Source organism: Cytobacillus luteolus (genome assembly GCF_017873715.1).
In the GTDB taxonomy this organism is placed as follows: domain Bacteria; phylum Bacillota; class Bacilli; order Bacillales; family Bacillaceae_L; genus Bacillus_BV; species Bacillus_BV luteola.
In genome coordinates this window covers 449,963-468,879 of the sequence record NZ_JAGGKM010000004.1, presented here as the reverse complement: position 1 = coordinate 468,879, position 18,917 = coordinate 449,963, and the positions used below count along the sequence as shown (strand labels likewise).

Genomic DNA, 18,917 nt, shown 5'->3' with positions numbered 1-18,917 from the left:
TACTTTATGTACTCTATAAGTCTATAAGGTTATTTACGTTTTCTCAATAACTATTTAGACTGATATATGGAGAAAATCTAGGTATATTGTAGGGACCAAACTAAAAAAAAGCAGGTGCGATATGCACACTGCTTTTTGATCGTTAATACTATACTAATGGTCCACCAAGCTCTTCAATTTCTTTCGGAACATTAGAGAATTTTTTGAAGTTTTGACGGAATTTTGCTGCTAGCTCTTTAGCTTTTACATTGTATGCATCTTGATCTGCCCACGTTTTTGCAGGTTGAAGTACTTCATCAGGAACACCTGGTACATGAACAGGAATTTCTAATCCGAAGATTTCACCCTTAACTGTTTCAGCATTTGTTAGTTCACCTTCAAGAGCTGCTTGAACCATTGCACGTGTGTATGCTAGTTTCATTCTATTTCCTACACCATATTCTCCACCAGTCCAGCCAGTGTTAACTAAGAATACTTGAACATCATGCTCATCAATTTTCTTACCTAACATTTCCGCATAAACAGTTGCCGGTAGAGGTAAGAATGGTGAACCAAAGCAAGTTGAGAAAGTAGCTTGTGGAGATGTAATTCCTCTTTCTGTACCAGCTAGCTTACTAGTATATCCACTTAGGAAATGGTACATCGCTTGCTCTTTCGTTAGCTTACTGATTGGAGGTAATACTCCAAATGCATCTGCTGTTAAGAATACAATCGTGTTAGGGTGGCCTGCAATACTAGGATCAACAATATTATCAATTGCTTGAATTGGGTAAGCTGCTCTAGTATTTTCTGTTAACGAAGAGTCATCATAATCAGCAACTCTAGTATTAGGATCGATTACTACATTCTCTAATACAGAACCGAAGCGAATCGCATCAAAAATTTGAGGCTCTTTCTCATAAGAAAGGTTGATACATTTTGCATAACAACCACCTTCAATATTGAAAACACCTGAGTTAGACCAACCGTGTTCATCATCCCCGATTAAGCGGCGGTTAGGGTCTGCAGAAAGAGTTGTTTTACCTGTTCCTGATAAACCGAAGAATAAAGCAACATCTCCTTCTTGGCCTACGTTTGCTGAACAGTGCATTGGTAAAATCCCAGCTTCAGGTAACATGTAGTTCATAACAGAGAAAATAGACTTTTTCATTTCTCCAGCATATTCAGTTCCACCGATTAATACCGTTCTACGTTCAAAAGAAATGATAATGAACGTTTCAGAAGCTGTTCCATCTTCTTTAGGATCTGCTAGAAAAGTAGGTGCTGAGATCACAGTAAACTCTGTTTCATGTGTCGCAAGCTCCTCAGCTGATGGACGAATGAATAACTGGTGTGCAAATAGATTATGCCAAGCATATTCATTGATTACTTTAATTGGCATTTGATATTTTTTATCAGCACCAGCAAACCCATCAAACACAAATATTTCGTTTTGTTGTTTTAGATGGTTGATTACTTTTTTATATAATTTATCAAATGACTCTTCTGAGATAGGAGTATTAACTGAACCCCAGTCAATTTTATTTTTATTTGAAGCTTCTTCTACGATATATTTATCTTTAGGCGATCTTCCTGTATACTTCCCTGTTGTTGCACGAACCGCACCAGTTGAAGTTAAGATCCCTTCATTTCGATTAAGAACTTTTTCTACTAAGCCTGACACAGATAAGTTGTGGAGAACATTGTTCCCATTAAGTAATTCTGTTAATAATTCACTTGAAACACCAACTGAATTCATGTGCAAAACCTTCCTTTATATAAATTGTTATATGTTTTCAACGTTAATCCCATAATTAGTATAACACATTAATCTAATTAGTCTATACTATTTCTGATATTTTACGTCTTAACTTTCATAAATGTACCATTTTTTTTGAAATTAGCTAAAAAATAGTGCAAGGACGTGTTTCTAACCTCTATATGATAAAATAAAATAGAATATGAGGCACTATAAAATATGAAATAAATTGTTTTTTTTAGAAAAGGATACAATAGTATGGATTCGGACTCGTTGTGCAAAGTGAAAGCTCAACCTGTCTGAATACGAATGGATTAAGACTAGTTATGTAAAGTGAAGGCTCAACCTGTCTGAATAACGAATGGATTAAGTTATGTAAAGTGAAGGCTCAACCTGTCTGAATAACGAATGGATTCGGACTCGTTGTGCAAAGTGCAAGCTCAACCTGTCCGAATAACCAATGGATTCGGACTAGTTATGCAGAGTGGTAGCTCAACCTGTCTGAATAACCAACGGATTCGGACTCGTTTTGCAGAGTGATAATGGAATATTTATCATTTAGATAAGAATATTGTCAAAAAATGTTGACACTACCAATATGACTGAGTTATTATTGGTCATTGAACGGATACTCTCTTATCCCGAGCTGGTGGAGGGACAGGCCCTATGAAACCCAGCAACCATTACTAAATTTTTAAGCATTATGTGAGAGAAATTTCACATATTTAGTGATAAGGTGCTAACCTGATGCAAGGTAACTGACCTTGATCGATAAGAGTGAAAGGACTGAGATTGAAAAATTCTACCTTTCCTCAAAATAGGGAAAGGTTTTTTTATTTTTTGGGAACGATGCAGATTAGTTATACATACGATGAATTATTTTTAAGACAATAAACAACTTCTCAACGTATAACTGGATAAAACAGGTTTAACTAATCAATAATAAGGGAATGAGTACCGTATCTTACAAACAACACACGATTAATTTCGTGGTATTAAAAGGAGGAAGCTTTTGAATGTCTAAAAAGCGCCGTTTATTTACTTCAGAATCTGTTACTGAGGGTCATCCAGATAAGATTTGTGACCAAATCTCAGATTCAATCTTAGATGCAATTTTAACAAATGATCCTAATGCACGTGTTGCTTGTGAAACGTCAGTGACAACTGGACTAGTACTTGTTGCAGGTGAAATCACAACATCTACTTATGTTGATATCCCAAAAATCGTTCGTGATACGATTAAAAATATTGGTTATACTCGTGCGAAATATGGTTTTGACTATGAGACTTGTGCAGTTTTAACTTCTATTGATGAGCAATCTGCTGATATAGCAATGGGTGTTGATCAGGCGTTAGAAGCTCGTGAAGGTCAAATGACAGATGAGCAGATCGATGCAATCGGTGCAGGAGACCAAGGATTAATGTTTGGTTTCGCTTGTAATGAAACAAAAGAGCTAATGCCTCTTCCAATTTCATTAGCACATAAGCTTGCTCGTCGTTTAACTAAAGTTCGTAAGGATGACATTCTTCCTTACCTACGTCCAGATGGTAAAACACAAGTAACAGTTGAGTATGATGAAAATGACAAACCAGTTCGTATTGATACAATTGTTATTTCAACTCAACATCACCCAGAAATTACATTAGAGCAAATTCAACGTAATCTTAAGGAACATGTTATTTCTCCTGTTGTTCCAAAAGAATTAATTGACGAAAATACTAAATATTTTATTAACCCAACTGGCCGTTTCGTTATCGGTGGACCACAAGGTGATGCAGGTTTAACAGGTCGTAAAATCATCGTTGATACATATGGTGGTTATGCACGTCACGGTGGTGGTGCTTTCTCTGGTAAGGACGCAACTAAGGTTGACCGTTCAGCGGCGTATGCAGCACGCTACGTTGCGAAAAATATCGTTGCAGCTGGTTTAGCTGATAAAGTTGAAGTTCAATTAGCTTATGCAATTGGTGTAGCAAAACCAGTATCGATTGCAGTAGATACTTTTGGTACAGGTAAGGTTTCAGAAGATGTGCTAGTTGACGTAGTTAGCAGCAACTTCGACTTACGCCCAGCAGGTATCATTAAAATGCTAGATCTTCGTCGTCCTATTTATAAGCAAACTGCAGCATATGGTCACTTTGGTCGTTCAGATGTGGATCTTCCATGGGAGCGTACAGACAAAGCAGAGGTATTAAAAGCACAAGCTTTAGGTCAATAATAAATAAGATTTTAAAACAGGTGATATTCTACGAATATCTACCTGTTTTTTTTTGTTGCTTGTTTTAGAAGCATCCACTATCTTTAAGTTATCGTAATTGTATTCTAAGTGAAGAGTATTAAAAAAATGTAACAATTTATCACTTTTTGTCGTCTAATAAACAGGTAACCTAGATCTGTCATACAAAGCCTAAGTAAAATAGACATGGGTATTGAAGAATTTATATTAAAAGTGTAGGTGACTAAAATGTGTGGTTTTATAGGATGTATGCATAAAAAGAGCAGCTCTAATGAATACATTGATAAATTTAAAAGTATGAACACAATAATAACTCATCGTGGTCCAGATGATGAGGGCTATTATTCGGATGATATTATACAGTTTGGTTTTAGGCGTCTGAGTATAATTGATCTTGAAACGGGACACCAGCCCTTAACATACGAAAACGATCGCTACTGGATTATTTTTAATGGAGAAATTTATAATTACCTTGAGCTAAGAAAAGAGTTACTACTAGATGGAATGGAATTTGAGACAAACTGTGATACAGAAGTAATTGTAGCTCTTTATAGCAAAATAAGAGAAAACGCAGCATCACGTTTACGCGGTATGTTTGCCTTTGTTATTTGGGATAAGAATACAAAAGAAATCTTCGGTGCACGAGACCAATTCGGTATCAAACCATTTTATTATATGGAAGATGATTCAAAAATTTTATTTGCTTCAGAGAAGAAAAGTATCTTATTGGCGTTTGAAAACGATATTATCAACTATGATTCCTTACAACATTATTTAACATATCAATTCGTACCAGAGCCAGAAACAATGTCAATTGGGATTAAAAGACTTGAGCCTGGTCATTATTTCACAAAGAAATTAAATGAAGACATGAAGATTAAACAGTACTGGAAGGCCAACTTTAAACCAATAAAGTCAGAAGAAGAGACGCTCGTTAGCGAAATTAGGGATGCACTATATGATTCTGTTAATATTCATATGAGAAGTGATGTCCCTGTTGGATCATTTTTATCCGGTGGTATAGATTCTTCAATAATTGTATCTTTGGCAAAACAATTTAATCCTTATATTAAAACATTTTCTGTCGGGTTTGAAACAGAAGGATTTAGTGAAATAGATGTTGCTAAAGAAACAGCTAGTATGCTAGGTGTAGATAATTTTAGTTATGTCATTTCTCCAGAGGAGTATATCGCAGAATTACCTAAAGTCATGTGGCATATGGATGACCCACTAGCGGATCCTGCAGCAATTCCACTCTATTTTGTTGCAAGAGAAGCAAGGAAGCATGTAACGGTTGTTTTGTCAGGAGAAGGGGCCGACGAATTATTCGGTGGGTATAACATTTATCGTGAACCGCAAGCATTAGAGATATTCGATACGCTTCCCCAAACCGGTAAAACGTTGCTAAGAAAGATTGCACATCTACTACCAGAAGGCGTTAGAGGTAAAAGCTTTATTGAACGTGGCTGCACACCTATGGAGAAACGGTATATTGGAAATGCAAAAATGTTTACAGAAGATGAAAAGGAATTGTTATTAACAAGCTATAAGGAAGGGTTAGATTTTACCCAAATTACAGCTCCATTTTATCAGGAGACAGCACATTATGAACCTGTAAATCGAATGAAGTATATTGATATTCACACATGGTTACGCGGAGATATTTTACTTAAAGCAGATAAAATGACAATGGCTCATTCTTTGGAACTACGAGTTCCATTTCTAGATAAAGTAGTTTTTGATGTAGCAAAAAAAATTGGACCTGAATTTAAGACTGCAAATAAAACAACTAAATACATTTTACGTAAAGCAGTAGAAGGCATTGTGCCAGACCATGTGTTAAATCGAAAAAAATTAGGATTTCCAGTACCAATTAGACATTGGTTGAAAAATGAAATGTATGATTGGGCCGTTTCCATTATAAAGACAAGTGACACTAATCACCTGTTTAATAAAAATATAATCTTAAAATTGTTAGATGATCATTGTAAAGGTAATGCTGATAATAGTAGAAAATTATGGACTGTACTAGTGTTTATGGTTTGGCATCAAGTGTTTATTGAAAAGAAATACCAGTTTGAGGAGATTTATAGTGAAATTTCAAGTTTCTCTTAAATACAATGGGATAGAACAAGCGGCACTTATTAAGGCCAATAAGTAATCGCTTGTTTTCCCATCTGTACCCAAGATGCTATAAATTCTTCCTTTGGTGCTTTTGTGTTTTTAATTCCTGACAAGGGGTCATTAAAGTAAATAAAGTGCTCATCAAAACCTGTAACTAAAACTGAGTGTTCATGGTAGGTTATATTAATAATCCCGGTGGGTGTATGCCATGTTTCAAAAGAAGATTTTGGCAGCTTTTCAAACGTAGCATTCGTAATGACCCAAACGGGGGATCCATTTACTAAATACTTATAAACCTGTGTGAAATCTTCTCCTGTTAAATCAATAATCCTAGTAGCTAAAAATTGGTCAGCTAAATCTGCGATTGGAGCATGATAGACCCCAAGACCTTTATTTCTTTTTGTATACATATCACCCACAAACCCGTTATATGGATTGCCAAAGTGGACAATGCCATTATGTTTTTTATAAGGTGTAGGGTCTTTTTTTACAGCTTTAGCAAGAGTAAGCTTATCAACCATTACACCAGCATGTTGCAGAAGCATGGCTAAGCTTGTTACCTCACAGCCTCTTGGTAATTCAGGATTTTGTGAAATTAAAGGCGCATCTAAAATAATTTTTTTGGTGGTAGTAGTTGTAAGATTTCTGCTATAGGCAGCGGTGCCATTATTAGGTAAAAACACTATAAGAAAAGTACATACTAGAAGAATGCGATTTCTCAGTTTAGATTGATTAAGAATTTTAGGTATCATATAGACTAGCTCCAATCTTAAAAGCTTTTTATTAGGATACCATTCCTTCTGTAGTCAAAATCAGAAAAGTGTTTCCAAATGATTTGGAAACACTTCATAAGTAAACATAGTTGCATCAGATATTATTTTTGAAGGCTTTTATAATATTGACCCTTTTCAACATATTCCCTACGAATACGAGCCATGTCTGCTATGTCATCTTCATTAAGTTCACGAATTACTTTGGCAGGGCGACCAAAGGCTAATGTATTTGGCGGGATTTTCTTACCCTGAGGAACAAGACTTCCAGCTCCAATAAATGCCCCTTCACCAATTTCAGCACCATCAAGTACAATTGATCCCATACCAATTAATGCTCCTTTTCTAACTTTGGAGCTATGTAAAATAACTTGATGTCCGACCGTAACATCATCTTCAATGATAAGTGGATTATTTGGACTTTGATGTAAAATAGAATTATCTTGAATATTAACTCTGTTACCAATAATCGTTGATGCAACATCACCTCTAATTACACTGTTAAACCAAATACTACTTTCTTCACCAATTTTAACATCACCTGTTACTGTTACATAATCCGCAATAAAAGCAGATGAAGCAATTTCAGGTAAGATTCCCTTATAAGGATAGATCATAATTCTTTCGTTCCTTTCATAATTTCCTTTTTTGTAGTAAGTTTAGTGTAACAAATTTTTGAGTAAACGGTAATTCAAAATCAAAAAGACGAGGTGTTTTGATGAAGGTACCATCTAATTCTGTAAGTTTAATGGCAAAGGTATATAAAGATGTTTTACCTGAAGTTCATAAACATTTGTCATATTGGCGAGAAAAAGCAAATCAAATACCAGATCCTGAACTTAGGACACAGGCACTAGCCAGTATAAATACAAAAGCTTTTCATTGTGAAGGTGGAGCTATCTTAGCTCTTCTTGCGCATGAACATAAAAATGAATGTATCCGATTTATTGTCGCATACCAAACAATAAGCGATTATTTAGATAATCTGTGTGATCGAAGTACATCATTAGATCCGATTGATTTTAGAGCATTACATGACTCGATGCCAGATGCCTTAACTTTAGATAGCCCATTGAAAAATTATTATCGTCACCGCTCTGAACAAGAAGATGGTGGATACTTAAAAAGCTTAGTGAAAACTTGTCAGGATGTCCTGAGGAAGGTTAAACACTTTGATATTATCAATGAGCACCTACAGGAACTAGCTTTATATTATTGTGATTTACAGGTACATAAACATGTTCGAGTTGAGGAAAGAGTGCCAAGGTTAGAAAAATGGTTTAATGAATATAAACCGCATTTACCTGAAATGCAGTGGTATGAATTTTCTGCTTGTTCTGGGTCCACACTAGGAATCTTTTGCTTGGTATCGTATGCATTTCAATCAAGCTTCACTGAGGAGACAGCAAATAAAATTAGAGACGGTTATTTCCCCTACATACAAGGCCTACACATTCTTTTAGATTATTTTATTGATCAGGATGAAGATCGAAAAGGCGGGGATTTAAATTTTTGTTTTTATTACCCTAAGCAAAGTGAATTAGTTGCTCGTCTCCATCATTTTGTAGAAGAAGCTGATCAGAATATTACTGGAATACCTGATGAACATTTTCATCGTATGATAAATAGGGGGTTGTTAGGGATCTATTTATCAGATGAGAAGGTTAGAAAGCAGAAAGAAGTACATAGGATTGCAAAGAAGATTATTCAGCTAGGGGGTAAAACTTCACTGTTCTTTTATTTAAATGGACGATTATATCGTTCAATGCAGAAAGTAACGAATGTTTTAAAAGGATCAAAAAAGGAAATAGCAATGTAAAAGAGTGCTATGGGGTATCCATGGCACTCTTTATTTCTTTTCTATAGCAATGATGAATGGTGGATTGTTTGCCTGGTTTATAAAGCGATATTCTAAAACATGGGCATATTGTTGATCAATTTTTGAGACGTATTCAAGTAATTTATCACGTTCAACAGCACCTTGCTCGTGTCCGTGATAAATGACAAGTACTATGATTCCTTCTTTTTCCATGATGGAAAGTAGCTGCTCAATAGCAGCGATCGTTGAAGTTGGTTTTGTTACAATTTCTTTATTACCGCCAGGAAGATAGCCAAGATTAAAGATAGCACCGTTGATCTTTCCATGGGTTGTAGCAGGAATTGATTGTTGTAACTCATCATGACTTTGTTCAAATAATGTAACACGGTCTGACAGCTGATTTTCATTTAACCTAATACTCGTATTCGTAATAGCATCGCTTTGAATATCAAAGGCATAAACATGTCCATTCTCACCAACTAGTTTGGCTAAAAATAAGGTGTCATGACCGTTACCCATGGTAGCATCTATAGCTATCCCACCTTCGGGTATGGCCATTTCTAACAATCTTCGGGCAAAAGGCAGAATTCGTTCTAGCTTCATTTGACTTCAACTACTTTTTTGTAGTATTTCCCTTGATAACTGTCTCTTCGAATGAGTTCTGCATCGATTGCATTTAACACCTGCCACTTGTTCACACTCCACATTGGACCTACCATAATTTCAATTGGGCCGTCACCTGTTATACGGTGTATAACCATTTCTGGTGGTAAAATTTCTAATTGGTCACATACTAAATTTACATAGTCTTCAAAGGTTAAAAACTCAAGTAAGCCTTTTTCATATTGCTTAACCATTGGAGTTCCCTTTAATAAATGAAGTAAGTGTATTTTTATTCCTTGTACATCAAGTTCAGCTACTGCACGAGCAGTTTCCATCATCATTTCTGTAGTCTCAAGTGGTAGTCCATTAATGATATGTGAGCAAATACGGATATTGTGCTTTCTCAATTTATTTACACCTTCAATATAACACTGAAAGTCATGGGCACGATTTATTAATAAAGCTGTGCGTTCATGAACTGTCTGCAACCCTAGCTCCACCCAAAGATAGGTGCGCTTATTTAAGTCAGCCAGATATTCTACGACATCATCTGGAAGACAGTCAGGCCGTGTAGCAATTGAAATACCAACAACCCCTTCTTGCTCAAGAATTGGTTCAAATGTTTGACGTAGAATTTCTACCGGTGCATGGGTGTTGGTAAAGGCTTGAAAGTATGCCATATACTTTCCATCTTTCCATTTAGAATGCATTTTGTCCTTAATCGTGTGAAACTGAACGAGGATATCGTCCGCACGGTCTCCTGCGAAATCACCGGAGCCAGAGACGCTACAAAAAGTGCACCCACCATGAGCAACTGTCCCATCACGATTCGGGCAATCAAAACCACCGTCTATCGCAACTTTAAATACTTTATGACCAAAGAAGTCACGTAAATGATAGTTCCATGTATGAAACCGTTTATTATCTGAAGAATATCGGAACGGGTTTACTTGCGTCAAAGCAGTACCTCCTATATTAAATACATTAACTTTACTATTTTATCACGGGCCATTACCCTACTCAAATGCAAATAATACAAGAGGCTTCAATATTAATAAAGGAGTTAATTTAGTGCTTTAAAGTGGTGGGGGTCAGGCCCCGAAAGACATATTTTGTTCTTGTATGGTGCAAACTACAGGTTGAGGAAGCTAGTCGCTTCTTTAGTTAAGTTAGGGGGGATTTGAATGGCTACACGCCAATCAGTTGAAACGTTTCTCCAAAGATGTGAGGATACGATTAGAACGAGCAAGGAGCAAATGACGGTTGCAAGAAAGCAAGAGCATTATAATATCACTGAATATACGAATGCTATGGAGCAACTTGAAGATTGTGCAAATGACCTGGCTCATCTAGCTCTAAGTTGCAATGGACAGCAGCGTGAACAACTTCACCGTATGAGACTGCAACTTCAGCAGATTCAAAATGATATGACTCTTGATGAAAATCTTTTAAATGAATATCACTAGGGGGTCAAAGAATGAAAAAACGTTCAAAGCAAAATAACCCTGAGCAAAAAACAAAAAACGGAATTAATAGTAATGACATAGAGGTTGGTCAGGATTTTGATCCTAAAAAGGTTGCGAAGAAAAAGTATCTTGAAAAAGGCCAACCTATAAAATCAAAACAAAGAACTGAAAATTAACCCAGAAAACAAGGACAGTCATACATTCGGTATGGCTGTCTTTTTAGTGAATATTAAGAAAATTTTGTAGGTTAATTTTTATATTGCCATTTAACCAGGAAAGGAATAGAATTATTTTGGAAATCGAAACATAACAAATTTTAGGGGGATTCTGATGCCTCGATCTCTTTGGTTATTAGTGATAGGCATGATTATTAATGTGACGGGGTCTTCCTTCTTATGGCCTTTAAATACGATTTACATTCATGATCATCTTGGGAAATCTTTATCTGTAGCCGGTTTAGTATTAATGCTTAATTCAGCTGCAAGTGTTATTGGAAATCTGTTCGGTGGAGCACTTTTTGATAAAGTGGGAGGATATAAATCTATATTAACGGGGATTGTAATATCCTTAATGGCTGTAATCGGTCTGGTTTTTAACAATGAATGGCCATATTATGTTGTTTTTTTAACAATCGTAGGATTTGGATCAGGTATTGTTTTTCCAGCGATGTATGCAATGGCAGGCTCAGTTTGGCCTGAAGGTGGAAGGAGAGCATTTAATGCAGTATATGTCGCTCAAAATGTCGGAGTGGCAGTTGGTGCAGGACTTGGTGGTTTAGTTGCATCGTTCTCTTTTACGTATATATTCACGGCAAATGCAGCTTTAATTCTTGTTTATTTCTTTATAGCCCTATTTGGTTATCGACGTATTAGTATAGAAAAAGCTGAACAAAGCTCGATTTTACAACAACCCCAAGTGGTGAAAAATAGAACGAAGTTGACTGCTTTATTAGTAATGTCCATAGGGTATTTAATATGTTGGTTGGCATATGTTCAGTGGCAAACAACAATTGCTTCACACACACAAGATCTAGGAATTAGCTTAAAACAGTATAGCCTTTTATGGACAATCAATGGGGCATTAATTGTATTTGGGCAACCAGTCATTTCTTTAGTGGTCCGTAAATTTGCAAAAACCTTAAAAACACAAATTATTATCGGACTAGTAATTTTCGTAGGCTCTTTTGCTATAGTTGCTAAAGCGGAGATGTTTACTGCTTTTGTAGTAGCTATGATCATTCTTACGATAGGGGAGATGTTTGTGTGGCCGGCTGTACCGACTATTGCCAATGAACTGGCACCTAAAGGTAGAGAAGGCTTTTATCAGGGCATTGTTAATAGCACGGCTACTGGTGGTAGAATGTTAGGTCCAATTTTCGGTGGTATAATAGTAGATTTATATAATATTGAACTACTATTTATCATTTTGATGATGTTAATAATATTATCTATTATTCCAACTGCTTTATATGACCAGAAATTAAAGAAAAAAAGTCAAGATACTTCAGTGATAGTAAGTTCTCATACTTAAGATGAAATGACGTGGCACATATGTTTCACGTCATTTTTTTATTTCTATAATTTTTAAAATATTAGTGATATTATAGAAACAATTAGATTTGTAGTAGGTGATGTTATGTTTAACGAAATAGATGCTCAATATAAAAATGATATATTAGAAACGATTATTGACAGTGCTTATGAATGGATTGTAGTCGTTAACAAAGATGGAAATATTGTATATATGAATAAAAAATATTGTGAGTTTCTTGAAATTAACCGGAGTGAAATAATTGGTAAGCACGTAACAACTGTTATTGAAAATTCGAGAATGCATCTTGTTGCTAAGTCAGGTAAAGAGGAAATAGCTGACCTTCAGTATATAAAGGGGAATTATATGATTGCTAATCGAATTCCTATTTACTCAAATGGTGAAGTAATAGGTGCACTTGGTACAGTCATTTTCCGTGATACAAAAGAATGGGATAAAATGAGTAGTCATATAAAGAGCCTGATGCCACAACTTCAAACTTATTTGCAAGATTGGCAAGAGCACAATGGTGCTAAGTATACACTACAAGATATTAAAGCGGTTTCAAAGCAAATAACGGAGCTAAAAGAGAAAGTGAAAAACGTTGCTTCTGGCGATACTTCTATTTTAATCAGAGGTGAGAGTGGTACGGGTAAAGAGCTTTTCGCTCATAGTATTCATCAATTAAGTTCACGAAGCAACAAACCATTTATCAAAGTAAATTGTGGGGCCATACCGGAACACTTACTTGAATCTGAACTCTTTGGTTATGAAGAAGGCGCTTTCACCGGTGCTAAAAAAGGCGGCAAAAAAGGGAAGTTTTTATTGGCTCACGGAGGAACCATCTTCCTTGATGAAATTGGAGATATGCCATTAAATATGCAGGTGAAACTCCTTAGAGTCCTACAGGAAAAGGAGGTAGAGCCAGTTGGTTCGATGACACCAATTCCTGTGGATGTTAGAGTAATTGCAGCAACGAATAGGCCGTTAGAAAAAATGATTCAAGAAAACCGTTTCAGGGAGGACTTGTTTTACCGAATCAATGTTATTCCTTTTAAAGTACCACCTCTTCGTGAACGTGTAGAGGATATCGGTCACTTGACCGAATTCTTTTTAAAGAAGATGACAAAACGTTCCGGAAAAAGGATAACAATGATTGAGGAAGATGTTCTAAACCTGTTATATAAACATACATGGCCAGGAAACCTACGGGAACTTGAAAATGTGATTGAGGCAGCAATTCACTTAACAGATGGAGAGAAGATAACGATATCTTCTTTACCTGAATATTTTATGGGAGATCCAAAGCTTCTTATTGGTCAGAGATCCTTAAAAGAGATTTTAGATGAAACCGAGAAAAAAATTATTGAAAAATCCCTTGAACAATTTGGACAAGATAAACTACAAGCGGCTAAGTCTTTAGGAATTAGTAAATCTAGTATGTATGAAAAAATTAAAAAATATAGTTTAGAATAAAAAATTCCAGATTTCCGGAAACCATTCCGGAAATCTGGAATTTTAAATTTAAGTGATTTAAAAAGCGTTTTCAAACAGATTAACTCATTTCTATTCCAGAATTCCGGAAAAAAAAGCTGCGCTTAATTCAGTGAAAAGTGAAAAAAATGTGAACAATATGCGTTTTTGAAAAGTTGGCACGGTCCTTGCATTGTAAATAGTGAACGAAAACTTAGAAAGGAGGAGAAAAAATGAAACCTGTATTTACTTCATTTGTAGAAGCTGTAAAGGATATCAAAGATGGCTCAACACTTATGGTGGGAGGCTTCGGTTTAGTAGGTATTCCTGAAAATCTAATTTTGGCTTTAGTTGAAACAGGTGTTAAGGATCTAACTGTTATTTCAAATAACTGTGGAGTTGACGATTGGGGCCTAGGGTTATTGTTAAAGAATAGACAAATCAAAAAGATGATAGGTTCTTATGTTGGTGAAAATAAGGAATTCGAAAGACAGGTTCTCGCTGGTGAACTAGAGGTAGAGCTCACACCACAAGGGACACTAGCTGAACGGATTCGTGCAGGTGGGGCAGGTATCCCAGCTTTTTATACACCAGCTGGCGTAGGAACTCCAGTTGCCGAAGGAAAAGAAGTCAGAGAGTTTAATGGAAAAGAGTATATTTTAGAAAAGGCCCTAGTTGCTGATTTTAGTTTGGTTAGAGCTAGTAAGGCAGATAAAATGGGTAATCTTATCTATAATAAAACAGCAAGAAACTTTAATCCGATGATTGCTGCAGCGGGTAAGGTGACGATCGCCGAAGTCGAAGAGCTTTTTGAAATTGGAGATTTAAATCCCAATGAAATTCATACTCCTAGCATCTACGTTCAACGTTTAATTGTAGGCAAGCAAGAAAAACGAATTGAAAGACTAACAGTTTCATAGAAAGGAGGAGTACTTTTTGACTCATTTAGATAAACAGGCCATTCGTGAAAAAATTGCAAGAAGAGCTGAACAAGAAATTGAAAGCGGTTTCTATGTAAATCTAGGAATCGGTATGCCAACATTAGTTGCGAACTATATTCAAAGTAATAAGCAAGTCGTACTACAGTCTGAGAATGGGTTATTAGGAATCGGACCTTATCCGTCTAAGGAAGAGGTTGATCCTGATTTAATTAACGCTGGGAAAGAAACTGTTACAGCAATTAAGGGAGCTTCTTATTTTGATAGTGCCGAATCATTTGGAATGATCCGAGGTGGGCATGTTGATATTGCTATATTAGGTGGAATGGAAGTTTCAAAGTCTGGAGATCTAGCAAACTGGATGATTCCTGGCAAAATGATCAAAGGCATGGGTGGAGCAATGGATCTCGTTCACGGTGCCAGAAAAATCATTGTCATTATGGATCATGTTAGTAAAAATGGAGATCCGAAAATTGTAAATGAATGCAGCCTTCCCTTAACAGGAAAGAATGTCGTAAATCGAATTATTACAGATCGGGCTGTAATTGATGTAACAGAAAAAGGGCTAAAACTAATTGAAGTCTTTGAGGGATACACAATCGAGGATATCCAACAATCAACCGAACCAGATTTAATTATTGAGGATGTAAATGTTTATTAAGATATTAATGAAAGATAGGGGGAAAATTAATGCTTAGTATGATAGGTCTTATTGGCGGCTTAGCACTTTTAATTTATTTAACAATGAAGGGTATGAATTTACTAGTAGCAGGACCACTATGTGCATTATTCGTTGCAGTATTAAGTGGATTACCATTGTTTCCACAGTTAGCTCCAGATGGTGGAGCAAATCTAGTAACAAACTATATGACTGGTTTTTCTGGGTTTGTTGCTTCTTGGTATTTGATGTTCTTACTAGGTTCCATTTTCGGGAAAGTTATGGAAGATAGTGGAGCAGCAGATAGTGTATCTAAATGGGTAGTTGATAAGCTAGGTATGAAGCAAGCTGTATTAGCAGTAGTTGCTGCCTGTGCAATTTTAACATACGGTGGAGTTAGCTTATTCGTAGTAGCATTCTCTGTGTATCCAATGGCGCTAAGTTTATTTAAACAGGCAGACCTTCCGCGTCGCTTTATTCCTGCTGCATTAGCATTTGGTTCAGTAACCTTCACAATGACTTCAGCGGGATCGCCAGAAATTCAAAACTGGATTCCAATTGAGCATTTAGGCACGACTCCATACGCTGGTTGGGAAGTTAGTTTAATTGTTGCCGTGTTTATGGCAGTATTCGGCTACTGGTGGTTAAAACGTATGATCACGAAAGCAGTATCAAATGGTGAAAGATTCGTTGCTCGTAAAAATGACCCAGTAGTTGCAAATAAGGAATTACCTAATCCAATTGTTGGTTTAATTCCACTTTTAGTTGTACTTATTATTTCATTTATTTTCCATGATTCATTAAAACAATCTGCGTTAATTATTGCTTTATTAGGTGGGGTAATTGCAACATACTTATTAAATCGAAAATATTTCACTTCGTTCTGGAATGCAGTTTCAGACGGAACAATGGGAGCTTTAGTTGCCATCGGTAATACAGCAGCTGTAGTTGGATTTGGAGGAGTAGCAAAAGCAGTACCTGCATTCCAAGTTGCTGTTGATGCAATGACAAGCATTCCAGGCAGTCCATTAATTGGTGGAGCTATCGCGGTAAGTGTAATTGCTGGGATGACAGGTTCAGCTTCTGGTGGCCAGGCAATTGCATTACCATTACTAGCACCACATTATATGGACTTAGGTGTTAATACGGAAGCACTTCATAGAACTGTAGCTATTTCTTCAGGTGCTCTAGACTCTTTACCACATAATGGCTATGTTGTAACAACAGTTCGAGCAATTTGTGGTGAGTCACATAAAGATGCATATGGTGCAGTTGGAATTGTAACAGTAGTTGTACCGTTAATCGGTTTAGCACTTGCAATTGCATTATTTTCAATTGGTTTAGGTATTTAATTTAACAGGGAAGGGACGGTTGTAACGTGGTTGAGAATAAAGTTGTTTTCATAACAGGTGCAGCAAGAGGAATTGGTCTTGAAATTGGCAGAACCTTTGCTGAAAGCGGGGCGAAGGTTGCACTCTCAGATTTAGATGAAGCAGGGGTAAAAGAAGCAGCACAGGCCTTAACAGAGAAGGGCTATGACGTAATAGGAATTAAATGCAACGTAACTGATGAAAATGAGATGAAGCAGGCTCTAGACCAAGCGGTAAATCATTTTGGAAGAATAGACTGTTTGATAAATAACGCAGGACTTCAACACGTTGCAAACATTGAAGATTTCCCTAGCGAAAAGTTTGAACAATTAATTTCAATCATGCTTACCGCACCATTTAAGGCAATTAAGCATGTGTTTCCAATCATGAAGAATCAACAGTTTGGTAGAGTTATTAACATGGCTTCTATTAATGGTTTAGTTGGTTTTGCTGGAAAAGCTGCATATAATAGTGCAAAGCATGGAGTAATCGGTTTAACTAAGGTTGCAGCACTAGAGGGAGCGGCACACGGAATTACAGTAAATGCTGTATGTCCTGGATATGTAGACACACCACTTGTGCGTAACCAATTAAGCGATCTTGCAAAAACTAGAAATGTTCCATTAGAAAGTGTATTAGAAGAGGTTATTTACCCATTAGTGCCTCAAAGAAGATTACTTCAAGTAGAAGAAATCGCGAGTTATGTGATGTTTTTAGCTAGTGACCATGCAAAGGGAATCACTGGTCAAGCTTGTGTAATTGATGGTGGATATACTGCTCAATAAAATGAAAAAAAGAACCTTTAGTGAGTACTAGAGGTTCTTTTACTTTTATACTACTATTCTATTATCCTCCTGATCAATGTCCTCCAACAGCTTTACCATCGTCTTTGCCGTCTTCAGTTACCTTTAACATTGCTACCGCACCTTTTTGAGCATGATTAAATTGGTGAGTAACAATTGGATAGTTCCCTACTTCTGTTACAGTGAATTCAACTACAGCACCACCACTCGCAGGTAACATAACAGTTTGTAAGCCTTGCATATGGTTATATGGGTTTCCATCGATATATACATCATCAAATACAGTTCCAACTACGTGGAATGAACTTACCTCATTCGGTCCAACATTATTAACATAGATTCTAATGCGGTCACCAACTTTAGCTAATAAAGGTTCGTTTTTCAAAGAGAAAGTATCTCCGTTTGTATTGCGGTCACCTTCTTTAAGAGCTTTTGCAGAGAATACAACTTGACTAGGCTCACCATTCATGAAATCATTAATATCATTATATTTGTACCATTCATTCTGAATCAGGACAAATTCGCGATCGATTTCTGCATCGTTTGGATAACCATCTTTAGGCATAACGATTATTGTACCATGCATACCATTAGCTATATGAGATAGTACTGGTGCTGTACCACAGTGGTACATGAACACACCGGGCTTATTTGCAGGGTATCTGAATGTCCCAGTTTCATCAGGTTCTACATTTGCAAATCCTTTTGAAGGAGCTGCGTGCACGGCATGGAAGTCCATGCTATGTGGAATAGCCGGGTCCATATTTTTTAAGGTGAAGTTTATCATGTCGCCTTCTTTAACGACTACTACAGGTCCTGGAGCTTCACCATTAAAGGTCCATGCTTTATAATTGTAATCTGGGCTAATTTCAATGTCGGTGATTTGAGAAGTCATTTCAACATTTACTTCATTTTCTCCAATTCTCTCTATTTTTACTGGGATTGGCTCTTGGTTTAGGTCTTTATGTGGTGCAATAACTTCTACTTCATTAGTAGAAGTAGCTGCCTCTACTACACCATCCTTTTTGGAACTCTCATCAGTAGCACTTGAATTACATCCAGCTAGTATAACCATAGAAGATAAAGCTAAAATGAATACCATTTTGAATCGACTGTTCATATTATTCCCTCCATAAATTGTTTTTCATAAATTTGTTTTTATCTACACCCTTATAATAAAGCGTTTACTTTCCTGATTTTGTGACCCAGGCCACAAAAAAGCGCTACTTTATGTACAGTTTGTGAATTGATGAACATATAAATAATGTACGAATAGTGTTATCGGAAATTGGCCTAAATCCATTAATTTAAAAAAGCTACTATAATCAAGCCTAATTTTCTTAAATACTCTTGCAGTTCGATTGCAAATTCTATACAATACTCATTAT

Annotated in this window: 17 protein-coding genes and 1 riboswitch; of the genes, 11 read left to right on the top strand and 6 right to left on the bottom strand. The window is 36.3% G+C overall.

The annotated features are described in order from the left end of the window. Positions 1 to 148 precede the first annotated feature (148 nt). Complete coding sequence (gene pckA, locus J2Z26_RS14265; RefSeq protein ID WP_193535983.1) at positions 149 to 1,738, bottom strand: phosphoenolpyruvate carboxykinase (ATP); 1,590 nt, start codon at positions 1,736 to 1,738, stop codon at positions 149 to 151. 633 nt (positions 1,739 to 2,371) lie between these two features. Continuing rightward, positions 2,372 to 2,516, top strand: a riboswitch (SAM riboswitch). 238 nt (positions 2,517 to 2,754) lie between these two features. Between pckA and metK the strand changes: the two genes are divergently transcribed. Further along, on the top strand, positions 2,755 to 3,957 hold the full coding sequence (metK, locus tag J2Z26_RS14260; protein ID WP_193535981.1) for a methionine adenosyltransferase: 1,203 nt from the start codon (positions 2,755 to 2,757) through the stop codon (positions 3,955 to 3,957). Between the two features lie 246 nt (positions 3,958 to 4,203). Next, positions 4,204 to 6,090, top strand: coding sequence for an asparagine synthase (glutamine-hydrolyzing) (asnB, locus tag J2Z26_RS14255; RefSeq protein ID WP_193536103.1), 1,887 nt, complete (start codon positions 4,204 to 4,206; stop codon positions 6,088 to 6,090). 29 nt (positions 6,091 to 6,119) lie between these two features. Here the strand turns inward: asnB and J2Z26_RS14250 are convergent, their stop codons facing one another. Both J2Z26_RS14250 and J2Z26_RS14245 read right to left on the bottom strand, forming a co-directional pair. After that, a complete protein-coding gene (locus tag J2Z26_RS14250; protein ID WP_193536101.1) occupies positions 6,120 to 6,851 on the bottom strand; it encodes a C39 family peptidase in 732 nt (243 codons plus the stop codon). Between the two features lie 122 nt (positions 6,852 to 6,973). Continuing rightward, positions 6,974 to 7,486, bottom strand: coding sequence for a gamma carbonic anhydrase (locus tag J2Z26_RS14245; RefSeq protein WP_193535979.1), 513 nt, complete (start codon positions 7,484 to 7,486; stop codon positions 6,974 to 6,976). Positions 7,487 to 7,587: 101 nt separating this feature from the next. On the opposite strand from J2Z26_RS14245, the gene J2Z26_RS14240 reads away from it, so the two are divergent. Further along, entirely contained in the window at positions 7,588 to 8,688 is a 1,101-nt protein-coding gene (locus tag J2Z26_RS14240; protein WP_193535977.1) for a tetraprenyl-beta-curcumene synthase family protein, read from the top strand. Positions 8,689 to 8,718: 30 nt separating this feature from the next. Here J2Z26_RS14240 and mnmM read toward each other — a convergent pair whose 3' ends face one another. Further along, complete coding sequence (mnmM, locus tag J2Z26_RS14235) at positions 8,719 to 9,291, bottom strand: tRNA 5-(aminomethyl)-2-thiouridylate-methyltransferase MnmM (protein WP_193535975.1); 573 nt, start codon at positions 9,289 to 9,291, stop codon at positions 8,719 to 8,721. Next, positions 9,288 to 10,250, bottom strand: coding sequence for a tRNA modification radical SAM protein MnmL/YtqA (mnmL, locus tag J2Z26_RS14230; RefSeq protein ID WP_193535973.1), 963 nt, complete (start codon positions 10,248 to 10,250; stop codon positions 9,288 to 9,290). The genes mnmM and mnmL overlap by 4 nt, the downstream gene beginning before the upstream one ends. A gap of 225 nt (positions 10,251 to 10,475) precedes the next feature. On the opposite strand from mnmL, the gene J2Z26_RS14225 reads away from it, so the two are divergent. From J2Z26_RS14225 to J2Z26_RS14190, 8 genes are all read left to right on the top strand, one after another. Beyond that, positions 10,476 to 10,757, top strand: coding sequence for a YtzC family protein (locus tag J2Z26_RS14225; RefSeq protein ID WP_193535971.1), 282 nt, complete (start codon positions 10,476 to 10,478; stop codon positions 10,755 to 10,757). A gap of 11 nt (positions 10,758 to 10,768) precedes the next feature. Then, positions 10,769 to 10,933, top strand: a complete 165-nt coding sequence (locus J2Z26_RS14220) for a glycogen biosynthesis protein GlgD (RefSeq protein ID WP_193535969.1) — start codon at positions 10,769 to 10,771, stop codon at positions 10,931 to 10,933. 154 nt (positions 10,934 to 11,087) lie between these two features. Next, complete coding sequence (locus tag J2Z26_RS14215) at positions 11,088 to 12,287, top strand: MDR family MFS transporter (RefSeq protein ID WP_193535967.1); 1,200 nt, start codon at positions 11,088 to 11,090, stop codon at positions 12,285 to 12,287. 105 nt (positions 12,288 to 12,392) lie between these two features. After that, on the top strand, positions 12,393 to 13,763 hold the full coding sequence (locus J2Z26_RS14210; protein WP_193535964.1) for a sigma-54 interaction domain-containing protein: 1,371 nt from the start codon (positions 12,393 to 12,395) through the stop codon (positions 13,761 to 13,763). 230 nt (positions 13,764 to 13,993) lie between these two features. Further along, the gene (locus tag J2Z26_RS14205) at positions 13,994 to 14,680 is read left to right on the top strand and encodes a CoA transferase subunit A (RefSeq protein ID WP_193535962.1); all 687 of its coding nucleotides are present in this window, start codon (positions 13,994 to 13,996) and stop codon (positions 14,678 to 14,680) included. 16 nt (positions 14,681 to 14,696) lie between these two features. Further along, positions 14,697 to 15,359, top strand: a complete 663-nt coding sequence (locus J2Z26_RS14200) for a CoA transferase subunit B (RefSeq protein ID WP_227413684.1) — start codon at positions 14,697 to 14,699, stop codon at positions 15,357 to 15,359. Between the two features lie 29 nt (positions 15,360 to 15,388). Beyond that, a complete protein-coding gene (locus J2Z26_RS14195) occupies positions 15,389 to 16,708 on the top strand; it encodes a GntP family permease (RefSeq protein ID WP_193535960.1) in 1,320 nt (439 codons plus the stop codon). A gap of 26 nt (positions 16,709 to 16,734) precedes the next feature. Next, complete coding sequence (locus J2Z26_RS14190) at positions 16,735 to 17,511, top strand: 3-hydroxybutyrate dehydrogenase (protein WP_193535958.1); 777 nt, start codon at positions 16,735 to 16,737, stop codon at positions 17,509 to 17,511. A 73-nt stretch (positions 17,512 to 17,584) separates the two neighbouring features. On the opposite strand, the gene J2Z26_RS14185 is transcribed toward J2Z26_RS14190, so the two are convergent. Continuing rightward, entirely contained in the window at positions 17,585 to 18,649 is a 1,065-nt protein-coding gene (locus tag J2Z26_RS14185; protein WP_193535955.1) for a multicopper oxidase domain-containing protein, read from the bottom strand. Between the last annotated feature and the right edge of the window lie 268 nt (positions 18,650 to 18,917).

Excerpts from the sequence above, each read along its gene's own strand:
- pckA (WP_193535983.1), bottom strand. The coding sequence starts at position 1,738 with ATGAATTCAGTTGGTGTTTCAAGTGAATTATTAACAGAATTACTTAAT.
- metK (WP_193535981.1), top strand. The coding sequence starts at position 2,755 with ATGTCTAAAAAGCGCCGTTTATTTACTTCAGAATCTGTTACTGAGGGT.
- asnB (WP_193536103.1), top strand. The coding sequence starts at position 4,204 with ATGTGTGGTTTTATAGGATGTATGCATAAAAAGAGCAGCTCTAATGAA.
- J2Z26_RS14250 (WP_193536101.1), bottom strand. The coding sequence starts at position 6,851 with ATGATACCTAAAATTCTTAATCAATCTAAACTGAGAAATCGCATTCTT.
- J2Z26_RS14245 (WP_193535979.1), bottom strand. The coding sequence starts at position 7,486 with ATGATCTATCCTTATAAGGGAATCTTACCTGAAATTGCTTCATCTGCT.
- J2Z26_RS14240 (WP_193535977.1), top strand. The coding sequence starts at position 7,588 with ATGAAGGTACCATCTAATTCTGTAAGTTTAATGGCAAAGGTATATAAA.
- mnmM (WP_193535975.1), bottom strand. The coding sequence starts at position 9,291 with ATGAAGCTAGAACGAATTCTGCCTTTTGCCCGAAGATTGTTAGAAATG.
- J2Z26_RS14225 (WP_193535971.1), top strand. The coding sequence starts at position 10,476 with ATGGCTACACGCCAATCAGTTGAAACGTTTCTCCAAAGATGTGAGGAT.
- J2Z26_RS14220 (WP_193535969.1), top strand. The coding sequence starts at position 10,769 with ATGAAAAAACGTTCAAAGCAAAATAACCCTGAGCAAAAAACAAAAAAC.
- J2Z26_RS14215 (WP_193535967.1), top strand. The coding sequence starts at position 11,088 with ATGCCTCGATCTCTTTGGTTATTAGTGATAGGCATGATTATTAATGTG.
- J2Z26_RS14210 (WP_193535964.1), top strand. The coding sequence starts at position 12,393 with ATGTTTAACGAAATAGATGCTCAATATAAAAATGATATATTAGAAACG.
- J2Z26_RS14205 (WP_193535962.1), top strand. The coding sequence starts at position 13,994 with ATGAAACCTGTATTTACTTCATTTGTAGAAGCTGTAAAGGATATCAAA.
- J2Z26_RS14195 (WP_193535960.1), top strand. The coding sequence starts at position 15,389 with ATGCTTAGTATGATAGGTCTTATTGGCGGCTTAGCACTTTTAATTTAT.
- J2Z26_RS14185 (WP_193535955.1), bottom strand. The coding sequence starts at position 18,649 with ATGAACAGTCGATTCAAAATGGTATTCATTTTAGCTTTATCTTCTATG.